Annotated in this window: 17 protein-coding genes and 4 tRNA genes; 8 read left to right on the top strand and 13 right to left on the bottom strand. The window is 46.8% G+C overall.

The annotated features are described in order from the left end of the window. Positions 1-287 precede the first annotated feature (287 nt). The 7 genes from ACG1BZ_RS07730 (at position 288) to ACG1BZ_RS07700 (ending at position 6,728) form a co-directional block, all read left to right on the top strand. Positions 288-1,166 (top strand): CPBP family intramembrane glutamic endopeptidase, encoded by an 879-nt coding sequence (locus ACG1BZ_RS07730; protein ID WP_413665098.1) that lies wholly within the window; start codon positions 288-290, stop codon positions 1,164-1,166. A gap of 88 nt (positions 1,167-1,254) precedes the next feature. After that, positions 1,255-1,752, top strand: a complete 498-nt coding sequence (locus tag ACG1BZ_RS07725; RefSeq protein ID WP_413665097.1) for a T6SS immunity protein Tdi1 domain-containing protein — start codon at positions 1,255-1,257, stop codon at positions 1,750-1,752. Between the two features lie 73 nt (positions 1,753-1,825). Then, complete coding sequence (locus tag ACG1BZ_RS07720; protein WP_413665096.1) at positions 1,826-2,443, top strand: LysE family translocator; 618 nt, start codon at positions 1,826-1,828, stop codon at positions 2,441-2,443. Between the two features lie 121 nt (positions 2,444-2,564). Then, positions 2,565-4,373, top strand: coding sequence for a hypothetical protein (locus ACG1BZ_RS07715; RefSeq protein WP_413665095.1), 1,809 nt, complete (start codon positions 2,565-2,567; stop codon positions 4,371-4,373). A gap of 363 nt (positions 4,374-4,736) precedes the next feature. Continuing rightward, a complete protein-coding gene (locus tag ACG1BZ_RS07710) occupies positions 4,737-5,366 on the top strand; it encodes an HAD-IA family hydrolase (protein WP_413665094.1) in 630 nt (209 codons plus the stop codon). 277 nt (positions 5,367-5,643) lie between these two features. Beyond that, entirely contained in the window at positions 5,644-6,159 is a 516-nt protein-coding gene (locus ACG1BZ_RS07705; RefSeq protein WP_413665093.1) for a hypothetical protein, read from the top strand. Positions 6,160-6,476: 317 nt separating this feature from the next. Next, positions 6,477-6,728, top strand: coding sequence for a hypothetical protein (locus tag ACG1BZ_RS07700; protein ID WP_413665092.1), 252 nt, complete (start codon positions 6,477-6,479; stop codon positions 6,726-6,728). Between the two features lie 128 nt (positions 6,729-6,856). Here the strand turns inward: ACG1BZ_RS07700 and ACG1BZ_RS07695 are convergent. Then, positions 6,857-6,944: transfer RNA gene (locus tag ACG1BZ_RS07695), tRNA-Ser, on the bottom strand. A gap of 881 nt (positions 6,945-7,825) precedes the next feature. Continuing rightward, a tRNA-Ser gene (locus ACG1BZ_RS07690) sits at positions 7,826-7,913 on the bottom strand. Between the two features lie 889 nt (positions 7,914-8,802). Between ACG1BZ_RS07690 and ACG1BZ_RS07685 the strand changes: the two genes are divergently transcribed. Next, complete coding sequence (locus ACG1BZ_RS07685; protein ID WP_413665091.1) at positions 8,803-10,200, top strand: adenylate/guanylate cyclase domain-containing protein; 1,398 nt, start codon at positions 8,803-8,805, stop codon at positions 10,198-10,200. Positions 10,201-10,229: 29 nt separating this feature from the next. Here the strand turns inward: ACG1BZ_RS07685 and cyoD are convergent, their stop codons facing one another. The 11 genes from cyoD to ACG1BZ_RS07630 all read right to left on the bottom strand — a co-directional run bounded on the left by cyoD (position 10,230) and on the right by ACG1BZ_RS07630 (position 19,724). Continuing rightward, complete coding sequence (gene cyoD / locus ACG1BZ_RS07680; protein WP_413665090.1) at positions 10,230-10,550, bottom strand: cytochrome o ubiquinol oxidase subunit IV; 321 nt, start codon at positions 10,548-10,550, stop codon at positions 10,230-10,232. Continuing rightward, positions 10,543-11,169 (bottom strand): cytochrome c oxidase subunit 3, encoded by a 627-nt coding sequence (locus ACG1BZ_RS07675; RefSeq protein WP_413665089.1) that lies wholly within the window; start codon positions 11,167-11,169, stop codon positions 10,543-10,545. The genes cyoD and ACG1BZ_RS07675 overlap by 8 nt, the downstream gene beginning before the upstream one ends. After that, positions 11,170-13,245, bottom strand: a complete 2,076-nt coding sequence (locus tag ACG1BZ_RS07670) for a cbb3-type cytochrome c oxidase subunit I (RefSeq protein WP_413665088.1) — start codon at positions 13,243-13,245, stop codon at positions 11,170-11,172. Further along, on the bottom strand, positions 13,242-14,117 hold the full coding sequence (locus tag ACG1BZ_RS07665) for a cytochrome c oxidase subunit II (protein WP_413665087.1): 876 nt from the start codon (positions 14,115-14,117) through the stop codon (positions 13,242-13,244). The genes ACG1BZ_RS07670 and ACG1BZ_RS07665 overlap by 4 nt, the downstream gene beginning before the upstream one ends. 345 nt (positions 14,118-14,462) lie before the next feature. Beyond that, positions 14,463-14,981: a hypothetical protein gene (locus ACG1BZ_RS07660; RefSeq protein ID WP_413665086.1), complete on the bottom strand. Its 519-nt coding sequence runs from the start codon at positions 14,979-14,981 to the stop codon at positions 14,463-14,465. A gap of 99 nt (positions 14,982-15,080) precedes the next feature. Beyond that, positions 15,081-16,613 carry a DcaP family trimeric outer membrane transporter gene (locus tag ACG1BZ_RS07655; protein WP_413665085.1) on the bottom strand — a complete coding sequence of 511 codons (1,533 nt, stop codon included), beginning with the start codon at positions 16,611-16,613 and terminating at the stop codon, positions 15,081-15,083. A 179-nt stretch (positions 16,614-16,792) separates the two neighbouring features. Then, positions 16,793-17,623: an NADPH-dependent 7-cyano-7-deazaguanine reductase QueF gene (gene queF, locus ACG1BZ_RS07650; protein WP_282933541.1), complete on the bottom strand. Its 831-nt coding sequence runs from the start codon at positions 17,621-17,623 to the stop codon at positions 16,793-16,795. 7 nt (positions 17,624-17,630) lie between these two features. After that, positions 17,631-18,404 carry an ABC transporter permease gene (locus ACG1BZ_RS07645; protein ID WP_413665084.1) on the bottom strand — a complete coding sequence of 258 codons (774 nt, stop codon included), beginning with the start codon at positions 18,402-18,404 and terminating at the stop codon, positions 17,631-17,633. Beyond that, positions 18,401-19,336 (bottom strand): ABC transporter ATP-binding protein, encoded by a 936-nt coding sequence (locus ACG1BZ_RS07640; RefSeq protein WP_413665083.1) that lies wholly within the window; start codon positions 19,334-19,336, stop codon positions 18,401-18,403. The genes ACG1BZ_RS07645 and ACG1BZ_RS07640 overlap by 4 nt, the downstream gene beginning before the upstream one ends. 203 nt (positions 19,337-19,539) lie before the next feature. Then, positions 19,540-19,615: transfer RNA gene (locus ACG1BZ_RS07635), tRNA-Gly, on the bottom strand. 33 nt (positions 19,616-19,648) lie between these two features. Beyond that, positions 19,649-19,724: transfer RNA gene (locus ACG1BZ_RS07630), tRNA-Glu, on the bottom strand. Between the last annotated feature and the right edge of the window lie 701 nt (positions 19,725-20,425).

Below are 20,425 nucleotides of genomic sequence, written 5' to 3'. Positions count from 1 at the left end.
AGTAGAGAAAAACTGATCGAATTCACTATAATCGAATAGCTCAGTAAAAAATCCAAGGAATATTAATTCGAGAGATAGTTAATAACCTATTCCTCCCGCATTTAGAAAAGATGATTCAGAAATTGTAAATTTAACCTAACCCCAACAATAGTACTCTGCAGGGCAACCTTCAAAACCTTACGCCTCTTGTAATGCCCACTCATTAACAGTACAAGAAATATCCTATTTCGCACATAGACATACTACAGATTAGCCATTTTCAAGATAACACGGAGTTAACGATCTAGATGAAAGAATCGCTGAGTTCGCTCAAAATTATCGCTGTTTTTTTAATTCTCACAGCGAGCCTCTACCCTATCGGATACTGGCTAATTTTTCACATGGAAAGCGCAGTACCCTTAATGCTTTCTGTTGGGCTTGCCACGGTCACAACATGCTTGATATTCAAGAAGGGCCTGGGCTCCTTAGGATGGTCTTGGGGAAGCTGGAGATATCAGTGGTTGAGCTACTTGGTACCCTTGGGTTATGTAGCAGCTGCCTACCTCATTATGTGGATCTTAGGTTTCGGGGAGTGGTATAGCTCAGAATACGTTACGGCACTAAGAGAAGGGTATAAAGTAGATGACTGGAGTGATACCAGTGTAATCATCTTTAGATTCTTAATTACTGCAAGTATCAGCTTTTTATTGATACTGCCTGGAGCTTTAGGAGAAGAGATTGGATGGCGTGGATTGCTTGTACCTGAGCTCTCAAAGATTATGTCCTTCTCAGGGATCGCACTAACCTCTGGGTTTATATGGGCCGCCTGGCATTGGCCCATGATGGTAGCAGGTGTCTACGGGAATGAAACAGCCCCCCTCAGCTATCAGTTGTTTTTCTTTACGCTAGGCTTAATGTCAATGTCAGTCATCATGACTTACGTAAGATTAAAGACTAACAGTGTTTGGCCTGCCGTTATTTTCCACATGAGCCACAATGCATTTATTCAAAAATTCTTCAATCCATTGACCCTACAAAGCACAGATTCAGGTTGGTATCTCAATGAATTTGGTATGGTTTTACCTGTAGTTATTTTTTGTATCAGCATTTATTTCTGGAGAAAGGGCCAACAAGAGTTCGGCTCCGCTCAATCTGCAAGCGAACTGCTGTCTCCACAAAAATCTTGACGTAGCGCCATGGATGTGTGACAGAGGCTTGAATTAAGAACAATCATGAGTTTTGGGCAATTTTACCGCAGGCATATAGAAATACATTATGGATAATGAAGTAGATATTTTTGCTCCAGTTACTGATCTAGGAAAAAGAGATGCCCTTGAATGCTGGAGATGGCTAGTTGGTAAAAAGGTCTCCATGTGTCTTCTGACCTCCATGGGGGATTTATTCTTCAAAAGGAAGGAAGGCCTACTGAACAAGGAACGTGTCTATTTCCTAGATACTGGCACAGGAGAAATGGAACTTGCCGCTAAATCCTGGAATGCATTCCGAGAGATGATGGCAGCAATGAAAGATATTCCGGGCCACTGGTTTAAATATAGATTATTACTTGAGTTAGTGGAGCAACCATTAACTCAAGGCTGTTGCTATTCACCAATCCAACCACCGATAATGGGCGGGGAGTACATTACAGAAAATTATCAATCTATATCTTGGGAAGTCCATCTAGATCTGTTAGGACAGATACATAAGCAACTCAGTGGCCTTCCCCCAGAAACACCAATAGCTGGTGTAAGCTTAAAAATTGAAGAAGATTGAGAGGCCACCATTCAAAAGGGTTATCCCTGAATCCAGCATTTAAATCTATAATTTCACGTCAGGACTTGTCCTTATGATAAGCATTGAGTTTTTGATTACCTCTTTTATCGTTGTGTTGATACCGGGAACGGGAGTTCTATATACAGTTGCAGCGGGACTATTCAAGGGTAAAAGGGCAAGTATTTCTGCAGCGTTAGGTTGTACGCTAGGCATCATCCCCTCTATCCTTGCTTGTATAATGGGGCTATCCGTAATTATTCATACCAGTGCATTAGCATTCCAGTTTGTAAAATATGCAGGAGTTGTATACTTATTGTACTTAGCTTGGTCAATGCTTAAATCCAGCAGTTCCCTGACTCTAGAAGAAAATCAAAAGAAACAGAGTTTAACTTCAATTGCTTTCAAGGGATTTATGATTAATATCTTAAACCCAAAGCTAACCATCTTCTTCCTGGCATTCTTACCCCAGTTTATTCCCTCTCAAATACAGAGCCCCGTAGATAGTATGTTGATTCTTGGACTTGCCTTCATGGCTATGACCTTTCTGGTTTTCATTGTTTATGGCTTACTAGCAACAGTCATTCGAAATTATGTTATTCACTCAGAAAAAATTAGTATTATTATCCAACGAGTCTTTGCTGGTAGCTTCGCAGCTTTAGGGCTCAAACTCGCCTTTACGAGCAGGGAGTGAGCCCCTCATTAACAAAAACAGTAAAGCGATTACTTGCATTAAATTTAATGTCACTTCAGGCATGCCCGATTCAAGCTTACCTCTAAGAATCTCAATCGTAAAAGAATAAGCACAAACAAGTATGAAAATTTTTTTGGCCCTTTCAGTACTCGGATTTTTCTTGACCCCATCACCTGTAGTAGCCGTTTCAAAGGCAGACCTTATGACCAACAGTGCTATTGGTCAAATGCCCTCCCAGTCCTTTCCCTCTAGCGGCTCCGAATATTGGATAGAGCGAGAACAAGCAGTAAGTTTTGCAAAAACCGATGACTGGGAAAAAGCTATTCCCTTGCTCGAAAAACTAACCGCCCAATATAAAGATGATGGAGACACTTGGTTTTTACTCGGGCATGGATACATCAAGACGAACCAATGTAACAAAGCAATTCCCTCACTCAAACGAACCCTAGAACTAGGGACAATCATGTCGGGGATAAGATCAGCTTCATCCCCCTCTAACGATATAATGATTAAAATTGCACAATGTCATTCCAAAATGAAAGAGAAAGACCAAGCACTGGGCTGGATTCAAAAAGCACTCGACTCCAGATGGGATGACCGGAAAAGTCTCATTGGCAGCAGCGATTTTCAACACATATCTCAAGACGACATGTATAAGGAGCTTTCAGGGGAAAGCCAGCTGGAAAATTTATCGAGAGATGAACGCTGGATGACAGATTTAAACTTCCTAGCTGATGAAATATTACGCCTACATGTTAACCCCTACCATCACTCATCAAAGGAAGATCTAGCATTACACATAAACGAAATTAAAACAGAAATCCCCCACTTAACCGACCAACAAATCGTATTTAGAATGATGGCGCTACTTGCCAGCTTAGGGAATGGACACAACTTTATTGTCCCAACCCACTCTAGGAATGGCTCATTCAGCAAGTTACCAATCCAGCTCTATTGGTTTAATGATGGGATATTCATTGTAGGCGCCGATACCGAATATAAGCATCTTGTAGGGAAAAAACTCCTTTCTGTAGCCAACCAGCCGATAGATGCAGTAATGAAAAAGATTGCCACTGTAAATGCCCGCGATAACGAAATGCAACAATACTGGCTGGGGCCTTACTATCTGGCCTTACCGGAGGTTCTCGAGGGTTTAGGCATAGTAGAAAGTGCATCGAAGATCCCACTAACTTTGGAAGAAAAATCAGGAGCCAAAGAGCAAGTAGTTCTATCAGGAAAACCTTTCAACTTTACAGGTTTTCCAACCTTACCCGCACCTAATAATAGGGACAACTTACTTTACCTAAGGAACAAGAAAGAAAACTATTGGCTTGAATACAATTCTGACAATGATCTCCTATATTTACAATTTAATAGGGTCGCACAAGATAAGTCACACCCACTGGACGTATTCAGCAAAAAGATCACAGCATTCACCAAGGGTAGAAAAGTCAAAAATCTTGTTCTAGATTTGCGTCACAACAGCGGCGGCAATGGTTCTATTATCCCTCCCTTAACAAGATCGTTAATTCATTTTTCAGAAAATAGCGAAGAGAATAATCTATTTGTGATTATTGGACGGAATACCTTCTCCGCTGCACATTTGTTACTTGCAGACCTCGATCGCTTGACTGACATCATCATTGTCGGTGAACCAAGTGGGAGCAGACCCAACCATTTAGGTGAAGCGGGATGGTTTAAACTTCCTTACAGCGGTGTCTGGGGAATTATTTCATCTCAATATCATCAGGCCTCAAAGGCCGAAGATCATCGTATCTGGATTGCACCACATGTTCCCGCAACACTCTCATCTGAAGAGTATTTCGCAGGAGAAGACCCCGCAATAAATCATATAATTAGAATAATAAGCCACAAAAAAGAAAAAGCAGCAATACCCTCACCAGGGTCAGTTATCACGGCAGGATTTTAGAGTAAATTATACAAAGGAAACGGATCAACATGTCTTTAACTTGGGTTATTGTAGGCTCATTTCTTCAATTGTCTTTTTGCGGATTCCTTTTTATGATGGCCGCATTCGCTGGAGGTGGCGTAGCTAATAGAGGAAATTTATCAAAACTATCATCAGTGATACTTGCGGCTTCCCTATACTTACTACCCTCAATTAGCATACTTGCCGCCGGTATTGTTATATACCAATACAACCATGGAGGGGACGCCTCCTCTTATTGGTGGCACTTCATGCCTATTGCGGCGGCGGCTTTATATATCATTTATATAAACTCACTATGGGAAAAATAGCGTAACATAAAAGAAATCAATAGGAGCTTCGTCCGTGAGCAAATGCCTACTTTTTGATAACGACGGCACCTTAGTTGATAGCGAGCATCTCTCCAGTATTGGCTTAGCTATGATGTTCGAAAATTACAGAATAAAACTAGATGCTGATGAACTGGTCATAAGATTTCGGGGTTGGAAACTGGCAAGCATTCTATCCCTATTAGAAGAAGAGAATAATATCAAACTGAAAAGCAATTTTGTTGCAGCTTATCGCGATATAGTCACAAAACTCTTTATCAGAGAGTTAAAACCTGTTGAAGGTGTAGCAGACGCTCTTGAGGCACTTGATGGTGAGAAAGCGGTAGTATCTAGCGGCCCCCTGCAAAAAATCAAGCATGCATTAGATATATGTGGGCTATCTAAGTATTTCGGAAATAATTTATTCAGTTCATATGAAGTAGGCATATGGAAGCCTGATCCAGGCATATACCTACATGCCGCAAAAAGTATGGGCTACCATCCTGAGAACTGCTCCGTTATAGATGATGGACCAGTGGGAGTTCAGGCTGGTATAGAAGCAGGCATGAAAACTTACTTTTTTAATCGTCTTAACGAGGAATCTAATACCGTTGGTGTAGTGTCCTTTCAAGCGATGAGAGAGTTACCAAAACTAATAGGTAACTAATCCCCCAAGAACACTATACCTTTAGTTTATTACCATCATTCATTCAAGCTCATGCTACAACCGGTCATCATGGGCGGCAGAGAAAAGATGGTTCCCGGCAAGCAATATCTATTTGGCTCTTTGCCCATGGGAGATACAATTTAGCCATTAACAGTAGTGCAAAATATAGACAGAAAACCTATCATTCCATGTCTAATAGGATGTCGGTTTCACACGATACCTTCAGCACTAACCCTTGTACCCATCCTCACAAAACCTATATCTGGCTACAGTAAGAATGTTCTCAAAGTTATTTAAAAAGAGTAAACCACGAGTCTATCTGGATAAAATGATTGCCGTCTCACAGAATGAATTTAGCAAGATTGGTGCTTGGGGGGCTTTTAAGGGCGAAGATTTAGAGGCGGGCATTCGTCATAGGCTGGTAGAAATTTTCTCCTTACCACATATATCGAGTCGAATAGAACCTAAATCCAATGATTTAGCACTAGAGGTTGTAGTCTTAAAAGTAAGAGGGGGTGAGTTTGACACCGCATGCTTTGGAGAATTTGGTGCAATGCCTGTATTCTGGCGGCCAAAGATTGAAGTCGCCGCTCGACTCTATTACGCCGACTCCAAAAAAACACACTCCTCTTATAGGGCTCGAGAGAAAATGCCATGGAGAGAATATTTTTCAGGAGTATTCAGCCTAAGAGGGATGCTCAGATATAGGCCTGTTTTTGGAGCAAAAGAGCTAGAACCTATTCTCTATAGAGCATGTGAAAAGCTGCTTGCCAGTATGGTGAAGTCAGTATGAAATGCTGTAAATTTAGGCAATCCGCTACTACTTACGGACTTATTTTTTCCTGCGATAGAGATATCACAGCCTAAGTCAGGATATTAAAGTAACCAGGAGTTTTGAGAGTTATCGAGAGGGTGATTTTTAAGTATAGCCAGATTTGCAGATAAGCTACTAGACTGAAGGGGCTTATCAACCCCATACCCTTTCAAACTTAATAATAATATTAAAAGACCCACTTGAACTGGCCTTGAAGTAACGATTAGGCACGGCTTGTGAAGGGTACTGCACTAAATCGTATACTTAACAATAACCTTAACTTTCTGGTGATTGTAATGCTCAAAATCAAAGAAGCCGCCGCTTTTATCCTAGTCGCGTCCCTGATGGGGTGCTCCTCAGATACTCCAGAGGATCCCAAGCCCACCACACCGGTCGGTTCAGACAAGGATGCCCACGGGTGTATAAACTCAGCCGGCTACCTTTGGTGTAGTAAAACTAAAGAATGCGAACGACCATGGGAACTTGCAGAGAAGGCTGGCTTTGCTAACACTCCCAGCAATTTTGATGAGTATTGCGATAATAAATAGGGTCTCTGCCTAGCAGCCTCCTCCGTCTATAGGAGAAAGCAGTGACAGCTAAGGTCTTTGATACTCAAGACTAAAGAACAAAAGCTTCAGAAATAAAAAAGCCCGGCATAAGCCGGGCTTTTAGAAGATGGCGGTGAGGGAGGGATTCGAACCCTCGATGCCTTGCGACATACACACTTTCCAGGCGTGCTCCTTCGACCACTCGGACACCTCACCAAATTGTCACCCCCTACGAGGGCCTTCCGCCTTAAAGCGGCCTCTCCTTCCAGCAAAACCCTTAAGTAAATCAATAGGATAGCTGTTATATCGTCGAGAGAGTGCGCACTTTACCCAAATGTCGAAGAAAATTCCAGTGGAATCTGGGGTGAATGTGTACTTACCTTTTTCTTAGTGCTCATGCTCAGCTACTAGCGGCTTCCCTGGGGGGCTACATAAACCATTGGAGGGCACCCTAAGTATCTCCCACACCAACGCCAAACTGCCAACAATGTTTGGAAAAAGCTTTGCGCCCGTCCCTGTCAGGGTTTGTTTGTTGCGTTATAGCTGATTGATACCGGCAGTGTAACTCTCACTTATAGACCGACGGCACAAACTTCCAACAAGCCACTCTAAATGAAAGAAAAAATAGGAAGCAGAGAAGGTTGTTGAATAAGAAGTTTTTACTCAGCAGGTACAAATTTCATTTAGATAATTTGCCTCAATAAGAGCCAAAATATAAATATGTATGACTTTAACCCTAAAAAGTAGACGATGGCGCTGCAGGGAAAAAGCAAGGAGAAGAGCTAACGCACAGTTTAAATTCCCTCAAAACTAACTTAGCCCACAATTTAGACAGCAGGGATAATAGCAACAAAAATGAGGATCTATATAAAATACTACAGCAGAATGAGTAAAGAGGCCTTTGTGCACCCCCTTAAATCTAACAGCTCATCAATTATAAACGCAGTAGTATTTGGCAAACCCTTCTAAGATGAGATCCCCCCTTAGCAAAGCCCAAAAATCCCTGGGCTGACGAGTAGAACCGCCAAAAAAGACATAGAGAAACCAATCGAAAGGCAGAAACAAAAAAGCCCGGCATAAGCCGGGCTTTTAGAAGATGGCGGTGAGGGAGGGATTCGAACCCTCGATGCCTTGCGACATACACACTTTCCAGGCGTGCTCCTTCGACCACTCGGACACCTCACCAAATTGTCACCCTTCGCGAGGGCTCTCCGCGTTGTAGCGGTCTCTCTCTTCAGCGAAATCTTCAAGGAAATCAGGAAGATAGCTGCTGTGTCGTCGAGAGAGCGCGCACTTTACCCAAATGTTCCTTGTTGTGCAAGCACTAATGCGAAAAAAGTCTCTCTGGCTGTTAAAACGGGGCATCATGAGGGAGCTCAGACTATCCGCTACAAGTCACCACGGCTATTTGCCCCCTCAAATGAGCCCCTCAGCTATCGCAGGTTTGGTGGCTAGACTCTGTGAGTCGTTTGACCCAGGCTCTATACTAGTCCGACCAGCATTAGTTTTCCGGCCGGCCCTGCCCCTTCGGTTCTCCAATATAAGGGCTGTACAACTTATGTAACCCCTTGACTCAAAGGTGAATATAAGCGCGGCTTTATATGAGGCCGGTACCCAGCCCCTTAAAGCAGCCATAGGAAAAATTGTCTTTTACTGACACTCCCCTTTTCCCTTCACCTGGTACAAGTCGCTCGGATTCCTGAGCTCAGATTGATCTAGGTTAATAATGTCGGAAAAGCACCCTGTCATAATCCTTGGCCTGCTGTAGAGTCAGTGGTCGCTATCTATATAAACCTTGATACGCAAAGCCCTAAGGTACCCTCCCTGCCTAAACTGCAAATCTGCCATGAAAATTGGGAGGTTCTGAGGCTGGAGGTGCGGTAATATCACTGGCAACAACAACGAGAAAAATATCACTTGCATGCACAGTTTTTTCGCATTCTGTTCCTCGGAAGAGTAAACTGCGCTGCTGGAGTCACGGCGTTGCTATACGGTGGATGGGGAAATCGGAGCCACCCTATCGCCAACGCGCAAGGTGTTCACTTTCTGCTCAAACGGACAAAGAACAACACAAATGCAGGACCAGCTTGAGGAGAGCACGGGGCGGAATGTTAACCCTCGCTACTCCACCTATTTTCGCACCCTGATTTTATTTGCCGCTGCCGGTACCCTGGCAAACGCGGTGAATTGGGATGCGCCATGGCAATCAGACAAGCTGGTTATTAGCGGATCTGCTCTTTTTATCATTGCTTATACCGCTCTCGCCCAATTTATCCTCTACAAAACTGGCGATAAAAAGGCACTGAAAACCCGCCGCTGCCTCTCTTTCCTGGATACAGTACTGATCGGCATCACCATCTCCCTGGCGGACTTCAGCATGCTGCCCTCGCTGCTGCTGGTTACCATGGTCCAGCTGAATGCCCTCACTGGGGGCGGCGGTGGTCGCGCTTGGTTTGAGCACAATACCGGCTTATTGGTTGGGGTCGTTATCGGGTACCTGATGCACGAACCATCCCTACTGGTGAGCGCTGACCTCACTATCAGCACCGTAAGCCTGATCTGTATTCTGGCCTATTTATGCGCCTATGCATTCTTTACCCACCGCCAGATTGGCCAGCTTAAGGAAGCCAATCACTCCCTGATGGTTGAGCAGCGCGTTAGCAAGGTTCGCTCCTACAAGCTTTCCAAATACCTGCCACAAAAGCTGTGGCGCTCTGTCACTACCGGGGATGAAGAAGCTCTGGTGACCCAGCGAAAGCTCCTCACCGTTTTCTTTTCTGACATCAAAGACTTCAGCCAGCTCACCGAGGAGTTAGAGGCAGAGACCTTTACCCAGCTGCTCAATAATTACCTCTCTGAAATGGCACGCATCGCTGGGCAATACGGCGGCACTATCGATAAGTTTATCGGCGATGCGGTAATGGTTGTTTTTGGGGACGATGAGAGTAAAGGACCAAAGTCAGACGCTCTGCGCTGCGTAGCTATGGCCCTGGCGATGCGTAAACGCGTACGTGAAATGAAGCAGGAATGGTATAACAAAGGTATCTCGCGCCCCCTGCAGGTTCGTATGGGTATTAATACCGGCTACTGTACTGTCGGCATTTTTGGTACCGCTAACTACCAGTCTTACACGGTGATGGGTACCCACGTTAACCTCGCTTCGCGATTGGAAGGCGCCGCCCAGCCGGGAGAAATCCTGATTAGCCACGAGACCTGGGCCATGATCAAACACACGGTAATGTGCCGGGACAAAGGGCATATCACCGTAAAAGGTATTAGTACCCCGGTGAAGGTTTACCAGGTTACTGATCTGCGTAAGAACCTGGGCGGCCAGCAGAGTTACCTGGAGGAGCATGCCCCCGGATTCTCAATGCATTTAGACCTGGATAAAATCCGAAATTACGATAAGGAAAAGGTCTTACAGTCCCTACAAAAAGCAGCATCCAACCTGAAGAGCAAAGTCATTATCTAATTTTATAAAAGGTGCGTAAGCGTAAAATTCTACATAGTAGTATGCATACGCACCGCCAGGTTCCCCATAATCCAGACTGTACCCATCACAATAATCAAAAGAATTAAGCTAGAGAAAAGAATCAACGCCAGGTTATCCCTGCGGTCCCGTTGGGTTGTTACGTTCAAGAAATATTTTAATTGCACTACCAGTTGCGCAACCCCTAGTAACGCAACCAGAATCAAAACACTTTTATTCTCCCTTCCGATCGTCAGCACTGCGGCAAAAGCCGCCAGAGTGAGCACAATAGACAGGATATAACCTGTGATATACAGCCGCAGGTGTTGTGCAAAAGTCGGTTCTTTAGCCATAGACCCAGCCACCGAAATAAACCACGGAAAAAATTCCGATCCAAATCAAATCGAGGAAATGCCAGAATAATGCCAGGCGCAGAAAGCGCAGCTTTACGACATCCCCCAATCCCATAGTGAAAACCTGAACGATCAAAACAATCATCCACAGACAGCCGAAAGTGACATGGAGACCGTGCAAGGGCACTAAGCCAAAAAAGGCTGACAGGTATCCACTGCGCTGTGGCACCCCTCCCTTCTCGGCCATCCCGGCAAAGTCGTAAAGTTCCAACGCCAGGAAGCCCATACCCAATAACAGGGTTATCACCACCCAAAATAGAAAGGCAGCGCGACTGCGTTCATGCTTAACAATAACTGTCGCAATACCCGCAGTGAGGCTGCTGGTTAGAAGAAGCATCGTTTGGGCGAACAAGCTGCCGAAATCAAAAAGCTCTTTCGGGCCCGGCCCTCCGGCGGTAGCGCCCACCATGGTGATATAAATCGCAAATACCACCCCAAAGAAAATCAGGTCGCTCATCATGAAGACCCAGAAGCCAAAGATCACCATATCGGGATCTCTGTGGATGGCTTCGTGGGGATTGATGCTGCTCGGGCTTTTCGGTGAAGAGACGGGATTCATTTAGATCTCCAGCTTCGCAAGGCCGACATTTCGCGGGGAATCTTCCAGGTCCCGGCTCACTGCCTCGCTCTTCTCGACCAAGGCCAACCAAGCTTCCGTATCCTTCTCTAACTGACTGGCAGGAATAATATATTCCGTTTCTTTGCGGAAGGTGGCCGCGATAACTGCAACCAAAATGGTTAATGCGGAGATCAGTGCAAGCCACCAGATGTACCAAACCAGGGCAAACATCAAAATTCCACTGACAACGCACAAAATAAATCCGAGAGGATTATTTTTAGGGAGCTCTATGTCTCGATAGACTTTAGGCCGCTTATAGGCTTCACCGTGCTCCTTAGCCTCAGTAAATGCATCCCGATCAGTAACCTTGGGTATTTCAACAAAGTTATAAGCCGGTACTGGAGCGGGAGAGTTCCACTCCAGGGAGCGACCATCCCAAGGATCACCTACAGGAACCTGGGTTTTCTTTCGGTCCCTGATACTTACGATAAATTGAATAACCAGCGAAATTAACGCCGCCAGAACAATCATTGCGCCGATAAAAGCAACGATCATGTACGGCTTGAATGTGAGATCGGCATAGCTGAATGATCGTCTTGGCATCCCCAATAAGCCGGCGCCATAGAGCGGGAAGAATGTCACCATAAATCCTGCAAACCAGAGATAGGCTGAGCGTTTACCCCATTTATCATTAAGGCGGAAACCAAATGCTTTGGGGAACCAGTAGTTGTACCCTGCCAAAATTCCAAACAACACGCCGGGTATCAGAACATTGTGGAAATGCGCCACCAAGAACAGTGTATTGTGCACTTGGAAATCGACAGTGGGGTTAGCCAGGATAACGCCGGAGAGGCCACCAATCACAAACAGGATTAAAAATCCGATGGCATAAACCATTGGAGTGGTAAAACGTATTCGACCGCGATACATGGTCGCCATCCAGTCGTAAACTTTCACTCCGGTCGGCACCGCGATCAGCATAGTCGCTATACCAAAGGCAATATTGATCGTCGGACTCTGCCCCATGGTAAAAAAGTGATGTAACCACACAGTAAAGGACAGGATCGCAATACACATGGTGGCAATCACCAGGGATTTATAGCCGTACAGGGTTTTGGCCGAATAGGTGGAAAAGACCTCGGAAAAAATACCATAGGCTGGCAGCACCAACAGATAGACCTCAGGGTGACCAAAGAGCCAAAACAAATTGGCATAGTTCATCATATTTCCACCGAGGTCATTGGTGAAGAAGTGGAAATCCAGGTAGCGATCCAAGCCCAACATTAAGGCGGCAACGCTAAGAGGTGGCATTGCGAAAATCATTAGAATGGAGGCACAGAGTACGGTCCAACAAAACAGTGGCATACGGAATAGGTGCATTCCTGGACCACGGCATTTATACACGGTGACGGTGAAATTAATCCCCGTTAATGTCGTCCCCGCCCCAGAAAATACGATCGCCCATATCCAGTAGTCAGGCCCAACCCCAGGGCTAAAATCCGCCCCCGTATAAGGCGGATAAGCCGACCAACCCCCAGTAGAAAACTGCCCCACCACCAGAGAGACCATCAACAAAATACCAGAGGAAACTGTCACCGCCAGGCTGATTTGATTAAGTACCGGGAAGGCCACATCACGGGCACCAATTTGCAGCGGCATAGCGAAATTAATAAGGCCCACCAAAAACGGAACTGCCACAAAAAACACCATTATGGTGCCGTGCGTACTGAACAATTGGGCAAAGTGATCTGCATAGAGGAAGCCTTCCGGTGCGGCGGCTTGCTGGGCACGCATTACCATTCCCTCCAGCAACCCTCGAACCAACATCACAATCGCAAAAGCAATATACATAATGCCGATTCTTTTGTGATCAGTGCTGGTCAACCAATCCCGCCAGAGTGTTCCCCAGACTTTAAACCAGGTCAATAAAAACAGGATTCCCACTGTTGCCAGTATTACTATCGAGCCCGCCACACTGGCAACGGCCTCACTGACAGAGGGCCGCTCAAGAAACCCGCTAAATACCAGAGAATCCCAATTGAGCTTACCCAGCCAACCGTAATCCAAATTGTTCATGGCTGCGCTCCCTCGGCATCATCCTCGCCCCGGCCGAATTTTCGGGTGCCGGGCTGCTCTTCGATGCTCAGCGGTTTACCGGAGTGATAACGCATTACTATTTCGTGAAAAAGGTCTGTGCCCGGCAAGTTAAAATACAGTGTATTTTCTGGCATCTTGCTATTTCCCAAGACTTTGTATGCTTGTTTTTTGGTGTTTCGCTGTGCCAGGCGGTTATAATTTTCTGGACTCAGGACAATCCCACCCGTCCGTACTTGCTTTACCCAGGCTTCAAAGTCCTCATCAGTCACAACCTTGACTGCAAAATTCTGGTCGACAAAACCATTGCCGGTATATTGGGTATTCTCCCCTCTGGTGTCGCCGGTTTTTGTACCGATAAAATTGAGCTTTGTCGTCATACCCGGCATCACATAAATCTGCCCAGCCAGCGCAGAAATAAAGAACGACTGCATTACCGTGTCGCTGGTCAATATCATTGAGACTGGAGTGTGTACTGGTACAACCAATTCACCAACCGTTGCAATATCCAGCTCTGGATAGATAAATAACCACTTCCAGTCGAGCCCTACCACCTGCACTTTTACCGGGGGGACAACGCCCTGTATTTCCTTGTAGGGATCAAGCCGCGCCGTTGCACGCCAGAGCATCACTGACAGCACAATTATGACCAGGAATGGCACACCCCACATAATTACTTCGAGCGGACCATAGGTTTCCCATTTTGGCGCATAGAATCCGTGACCTTTTTTTCTTCGGTATTTAAAGAGGATTACTGGCACCAGGATAAATACCGGGAGAACAGCGACCATGGTGAGTGCCATAGCCCAAAAGAAGTGTACTTTCTGCTCCTCTGCCACTGGTCCCAACGGCATCAAAAAGGTTTCAGAGGCACTAGCAGAATAGGGGATTAATAAAATTGAGAGAAAAACGGGCAGAATAAATAATAATCGTGGAGCATGCACATCAACACATCTCCAGTACCTTAGATACGCACGCCAAAAAACCACAGGGGCTTTTAGATTCCAATCCATGGTAAAGCCTACCGCCAAAAGTAGTTAGCCGGCATCTATTCCTGCTAACGCTTTGAATTCCCTTTCGAACCATTGAACGCGCACTCTTTGATAGGCCCATCAACGGTTTGTCTCACCAGAATAGCTGAATACAACAGTTTTATTGGCCTGGAGAAAGGTTCGATAAAAATCACGATAAATTAGCGACTATAAAACGCCATTGCCAGACATAGTGCGAATCATCACCTCTACAAACTCGCGTAAATCTCTCTCATTGGGATGGCGCAGCTCCTCCCCTGAATATTTGTATAAAAAAGTATCCGACTGAACCGACCAATAAACTTCGTCACTAGGCGCCGAATATAAACGTGTCTCCACAACAGCAACCTGGGAGTTGCGGATATTCGGGTTGATCCGTTTTAATGCCAACAATTGGGTAACCAATAAAGTGTCAAATCCCCTCTCCCGGAGCAAGGGTGCAATCTCCCCCATTGAGGGAACACCAGTTATTGCCCCCAGAGCACTCCAGGAATGCGCATCAATACCCGTATCCTGCAGTTGCATGACCCACTCCCTTTCTACCTGCCCACCGACTATCGGCCTCGGTACCAGGGTATATGCGAGTACCAGGGTTTTTCCTAAGCTTTGAATACCAATATATGGGGACTGCCATACCCGCGTAACCACGGTACTGGCTGAAGTCCATCCGAGTAGAAGAGAAATCAATGAAAGGCTGCATAGCAACCTAATAATTCGAGCTTGAAATACCTTCCCTCTTTTGACTCGCATATACCTGAACACCTCTTTTAAATACATTGCAGTTTTTCAAAACGTCATTCGGGTCGTAAATTGTGTCCGCACCAGAGACCCCCTGTCACCATTCTTGTCTTTGCGAGCGCCGTAGAGCACCTCGATTCCAGTCAGCCAACGGGGAAAGGGTAACCAAACAATATTGATACTGCGGTATTGGGTTGTTTTGTAGGAATCACCGGGTTGGAAATCCAAATTTTCCTGTCTCACCCTGCCATAGGTCGCGACGGTATACAGGCAAGGAGTCCACCAGTGCTGGTACCCCAGATACCAGGCTGTAGTATTTAGTGCCTCTACCGAGTTATCAAAAAAATCATAAGCCGCATCTGGTGGCGCGTCATTAAGTAGACCGCTATATCCCGCACCGAGGGACAAAGAGTAATAAAGAACGTCTTTAGAAAGTACGCCGGGCATATTGAAAGTGCCACTTAAATTTAATCCCCAGCCGGTGGTTGATACGGCTGAATCCGGATCGCCACTCGCGCGTAAATCCCTTAATACCAAACCCGCTTGTACCTGGGACTTAGGCAAGTCCGACTCCAGCGCAAATACCGCATCGGGCCAGCGGGCAACCTCAGTCGCCCCGTCAATGATTTGCGAATCTGGCGCTTCAATAGCCACCTTAAAGTAATACTGTGGCCCGTACCTCTTAATCCATCGGACCATTGAATGGCGCAAGCCAAATGCCGAATTAGGCCCCTGGAAATCCAGGGTATTGGGGACCGCTTCCAAGTTCGCAAATGTTGACCACTGCTGCCCCACAAGAATACTGCCCCCCCAAAGCGCATTACTCACTTCTCCATAAGCTTTGCGCATACGGGGGTTGGGAGTGGTAACACTGGAGTCCTGCAGGAAGTCCATCGAAATCAGGGTTTTAAATTCACGTCCCTCCCAGTGCTGCAGGGTCTCAAATACCAACCTGGAGGTCTGCACGGTAAATTCTGTCTGCCCGTCCGCTCCCTCTGCAGCCGTTTTGTCGAAAGTCACAATATCGGCAGGTACAAATTGTGCGGGGCTGATGATCGCGTCGGTATCATAATTGACATCCAAGTCCGCAAAGCCACTGATCTTCGCCTTCATGGTATTTCCCAACAAAGGAATGGAGCCAGGCCACTCCGTTGTCGCATTGGCAATCACATCTTCGATGTCACTGGGGTCAGGTACCGCCTGATCAGACTGGGCCCGCGGCGGAGGCAGCGAACCAGGTGGAACTTCTTGGCGTATTTCCTCAATCTGTCGCTGTAAATCATTCATGTCCTCCTTGCTCACCGGTGCTTCAACGGGCTGTACAGGAGTTACTTCCAGAGACGGTCGGGATGGTGGTGCCCGTTGCATTTGCTCAATTTGCCGACGCAGGGCTTCGAGGTCTGCCTGTTGTTGCTGAATCTGGGCCTGCTGCTCTTCCAGCTGCTGTTGCTGGGCCTCAATCACCCGTATCAGATCATCAGCTTTAACATAAACTTCTGCAGTGGAGGATTGGGAAAAAAGAAGTGGGGCAAAACCGATTACTACGGCAGGAATTACTGGGGACTGGGTATTAATCTCCATCTGTCAGCCTCAACTCCACCTCCTGTGGGGCGGCCAACACAACTGCACTGTCGGTTTCCCCGGCCTATCTGGAAAGCGTAGCTTAAGAGACCGCAGCGCCAACCCAGGTCGGCATCTGGCAAAGATTGGAATTGAAGGGCCATGCCACCGAGGACTCCGGTGGCACTTAAGAAAGGAAATTATTGACGGGCAAAACGCGGAGGCATACGTTTCTCAATGCGAGTCGATCTCAGCGGATTAATATCCAAGCCGCCACGACGGGTATAGCGGGCACATACAGTTAACTCGGTAAATTCCGCCAACTGTTGCAAGTCGCAAAAGATACGCTCGACACAGTGCTCGTGAAAATCCTGGTGTTCGCGGAAGGAAACAATATAAGCCAACAGTGCCTCTCGCTTTAGTGCCGGCCCTTTATAGTCCACAACTACTGTCGCCCAATCCGGTTGTCCCGTTACCGGACAATTACTGCGCAGCAAGTGGCTATAAAGAACCTCACTCACATCTTCCTCACCGCCTTCGAGGGCGAGGAGTGCGGGGTCCGGTTCGTAATTATTCACTTCTATATCGAGATGATCCAGACAGTAGCCCTCTGGCTTCTCAACTGCCAGCGCTGCATCTTCCACATCCATCAGGGTAACGCCGACATTTGCCCCCGCCGCTGCAGAGAGATCCCGCACCAGGGCATCCTGTACCAATCTCCAAGATTCAAACTTGCTCTGGTTGAAAGAGTTTAAATACAGCTTGAAGGATTTTGACTCCACCATGCAGGGGCTTTCTGCAGGAAAACTAAAACGAGCCACCGCCACCTGTGGTTTACCCCTGGGGTTTAACCAGGAAAGCTCAAAACCCCACCATTCGTCCTCTCCAAAGAAAGGCATTGCGCCGGCAGAGAGCCCCAACTGGGCTCGGGATACTGAGCGCTGAATTGGATGGAGCAACTCGGGGTTGTAAGTGGACTCGTAGGTGGTCTCCTGCCCCAGGGGGAGGTTTTGCCAGTCTTCTCTTGTCATAAATTTCTCAATGTCTCAGTCGCTTACCGTGGCTCATCAGATAAATGGCCCAGGATGCCAAAAGCGCAATAAATACCAGGACGCCAAAAAATGCCCCGACAACATTAATATCGGAAACACCCAAAATGCCGTAACGGAAGGAGTTCACCATATAAAGAATGGGGTTCAATTTCGACAACCCCTGCCAAAAAGGCGACAGCAGGTCGATAGAGTAAAACACGCCTCCCAGGTATGTGAGGGGAGTTAATACAAAGGTCGGAATAATAGAGATAGCATCAAAACTATTGGCAAAAATAGCATTGATAAACCCAGCCAGGGAAAACAGCACCGCCGTCAAAAATACAATCGCTACCGTGACAAAGATGTGCTCTACCGTCAGTGAGGTAAAAAACATCGCTACGAGAGTCACTATCAACCCCACCATTAATCCCCGTGACACGCCACCGAGTACATAGCCCGCCATAATCACCCAATTCGGCGTTGGCGAAACCAGAAGCTCCTCCACACTGCGCTGAAATTTAGCGCTGTAAAAAGACGAAACTACGTTAGCGTAGGAGTTGGTAATCACCGACATCATGATCAAACCCGGCACAACAAACTCGATATACGGATAGCCCCCCATATCACCAATTCGCCGACCAATCAGGGAGCCAAAGATCACAAAGTACAGTGACATAGTGATTACCGGCGGTACCAGGGTCTGTGGCCATATACGCATAAAGCGCCGGACTTCCCGACGGTAAATAGTGCTGAATGATATCCAAATTAATCTGCCCTTCACTCTTCTAGCCCCGACATTTTTTCTTCCGACAACATGGACAGGAACAATTCCTCCAAGCGATTGGCGCGATTGCGCATACTGGTGACTGTGATGCCCTGCCGCTGTAATGACGCAAATACCTCGGTCAGAGATTGTCCCTTTTCAATAGTGACTTCCAGTGAGTGATTGTCCCGCAAACGCCCTTCATAACCGGACAAGTCCGGGCACTCAGTGAGAAATTCTGCGCAGTCCAGGATAAAGGTTTCCCGGTTCAGGGTTTTCAGCAGTGACTTTATCGAAGTGTTCTCGACAATAGTGCCCTTGTCGATAATCGCTATATTACGACAGAGGCTCTCGGCTTCCTCCAGGTAGTGGGTGGTGAGAATAATTGTGGTGCCCTGCTGGTTTATTTTTTCCAGGAAACTCCACATGGAACGCCGCAGTTCTATATCCACTCCAGCTGTGGGTTCATCCAGAATCAGTAATTTCGGCTCGTGAATCAGCGCGCGGGCAATCATCAATCTGCGTTTCATACCACCGGAGAGCATGCGCGCCTGGGTAGCGCGCTTATCCCACAGCCCCAACTGCTTCAGGTATTTCTCAGTGCGTTCTTCAGCCAGTTTGCGCGGCATACCGTAAAAACCGCCCTGGGTAACGACAATGTCGAACACTTTCTCAAACTGGCTGAAGTTAAATTCTTGTGGCACAACACCTAACAGGCGCTTGGCCGCAGCAAAATCGACATCGATATCCTCACCAAAAATCGACACTGAACCACCGCTTTTGCGCACCAGGGAACAGATGATACCGATTGTGGTGGACTTCCCCGCCCCATTGGGGCCCAGCAGCGCAAAGAAGTCTCCCGGCTGCACGTCAAAACTGATGCCTTTCAGGGCCTGGAAACCATTGTCGTAGGTTTTCTGTAAGTTATGGATCGATAGCGCAGCGCTCATCTTGCACTCCTATAGTGGGGAGCGTTATTCAACGCGCTTGCCCGAATAATTTCAACCTGAGGGGAGCTAGGGTTTTTCATACACGTCACTTGGTGGAACGAACCGGAACTTGCAGGAGTCCCGGGCAAAAGTAACCGTGCAGAAGATAAGAATTACTATATCGGAAAAACAAAAAGCCGCTCGATTGAGCGGCTTTTTATTTTTGGAGCGGGAAACCGGGTTCGAACCGGCGACCTCAACCTTGGCAAGGTTGCGCTCTACCAACTGAGCTATTCCCGCAATTGACCCGGTAGCATTGCTACCGGGTCGTATTGGCATCCCCAAGGGGAGTCGAACCCCTGTTACCGCCGTGAAAGGGCGGTGTCCTAGGCCTCTAGACGATGGGGACAGAAACTTTGCACGGCTACCTGTTAGGCCTCGTGCTGCCACGCTGTCCATGGCATTGCCAATTTTCATTGGCTTCACTTTCAATATCTGCAAAAGAGACGTATTCAGTAAATACTGGATCTCGAAACGAGATCAGTAATATCTCTCTAAGTCATTGATATACAAGGATTCTTTTTGTTTCCCTGTCTCAACGAGGCCGCAACTTTATCCTCGTTCTCCGGCCCCGTCAAGCAATTTTTCCAACGATTTCTATGGAAATTCACTCAAGTCGATGGCGCGCCCAAGTGGCATTCAATGTGACCTGGGAATTCACTGTTCCCTGCAACACAGCCCCCTAAGCGTTCACCAGAGCTAAAAGCTCATGCGACACCTTGAGCTCGTGCAAAGTGTTAATGAAGATCCAAACAGAAAGGAACCCCATACTGAAGCGATGATAAGAGGAGGGAGGCTTGCTAGACACAACCCTCGACTGCCACCATGGTACCCACGCTCTCCAGTAACACTTACTGAGCTAAGGGACCCGACGAAAGTCGGTAGCTTCTCCTCGGACGCCACACGTCTGGCGCACTTGATGCAAGTAGCAGTGGCTGACCAATACCCCCTCAAACCAATTGGGAACTCCGAAATTGCAGCAATATCCGCCGCTATCCCGGAGTGATCTGCCACTTATCACTTGAATAACTCCTAATCCAAGGGCTACAA

It is taken from the genome of Microbulbifer sp. CNSA002 (assembly GCF_047324085.1).
GTDB lineage: Bacteria > Pseudomonadota > Gammaproteobacteria > Pseudomonadales > Cellvibrionaceae > Microbulbifer.
Note: the sequence above shows the minus strand (reverse complement) of the source record. Positions and strands in the feature narration are given on the sequence as shown.

What these genes read in the sequence shown, in the direction of transcription:
- ACG1BZ_RS07730 (WP_413665098.1), top strand. Translation starts at nt 288, where the DNA reads ATGAAAGAATCGCTGAGTTCGCTCAAAATTATCGCTGTTTTTTTAATT.
- ACG1BZ_RS07725 (WP_413665097.1), top strand. Translation starts at nt 1,255, where the DNA reads ATGGATAATGAAGTAGATATTTTTGCTCCAGTTACTGATCTAGGAAAA.
- ACG1BZ_RS07720 (WP_413665096.1), top strand. Translation starts at nt 1,826, where the DNA reads ATGATAAGCATTGAGTTTTTGATTACCTCTTTTATCGTTGTGTTGATA.
- ACG1BZ_RS07715 (WP_413665095.1), top strand. Translation starts at nt 2,565, where the DNA reads ATGAAAATTTTTTTGGCCCTTTCAGTACTCGGATTTTTCTTGACCCCA.
- ACG1BZ_RS07705 (WP_413665093.1), top strand. Translation starts at nt 5,644, where the DNA reads ATGTTCTCAAAGTTATTTAAAAAGAGTAAACCACGAGTCTATCTGGAT.
- ACG1BZ_RS07700 (WP_413665092.1), top strand. Translation starts at nt 6,477, where the DNA reads ATGCTCAAAATCAAAGAAGCCGCCGCTTTTATCCTAGTCGCGTCCCTG.
- ACG1BZ_RS07685 (WP_413665091.1), top strand. Translation starts at nt 8,803, where the DNA reads ATGCAGGACCAGCTTGAGGAGAGCACGGGGCGGAATGTTAACCCTCGC.
- cyoD (WP_413665090.1), bottom strand. Translation starts at nt 10,550, where the DNA reads ATGGCTAAAGAACCGACTTTTGCACAACACCTGCGGCTGTATATCACA.
- ACG1BZ_RS07675 (WP_413665089.1), bottom strand. Translation starts at nt 11,169, where the DNA reads ATGAATCCCGTCTCTTCACCGAAAAGCCCGAGCAGCATCAATCCCCAC.
- ACG1BZ_RS07670 (WP_413665088.1), bottom strand. Translation starts at nt 13,245, where the DNA reads ATGAACAATTTGGATTACGGTTGGCTGGGTAAGCTCAATTGGGATTCT.
- ACG1BZ_RS07665 (WP_413665087.1), bottom strand. Translation starts at nt 14,117, where the DNA reads ATGCCGTTGGGACCAGTGGCAGAGGAGCAGAAAGTACACTTCTTTTGG.
- ACG1BZ_RS07655 (WP_413665085.1), bottom strand. Translation starts at nt 16,613, where the DNA reads ATGGAGATTAATACCCAGTCCCCAGTAATTCCTGCCGTAGTAATCGGT.
- queF (WP_282933541.1), bottom strand. Translation starts at nt 17,623, where the DNA reads ATGACAAGAGAAGACTGGCAAAACCTCCCCCTGGGGCAGGAGACCACC.
- ACG1BZ_RS07640 (WP_413665083.1), bottom strand. Translation starts at nt 19,336, where the DNA reads ATGAGCGCTGCGCTATCGATCCATAACTTACAGAAAACCTACGACAAT.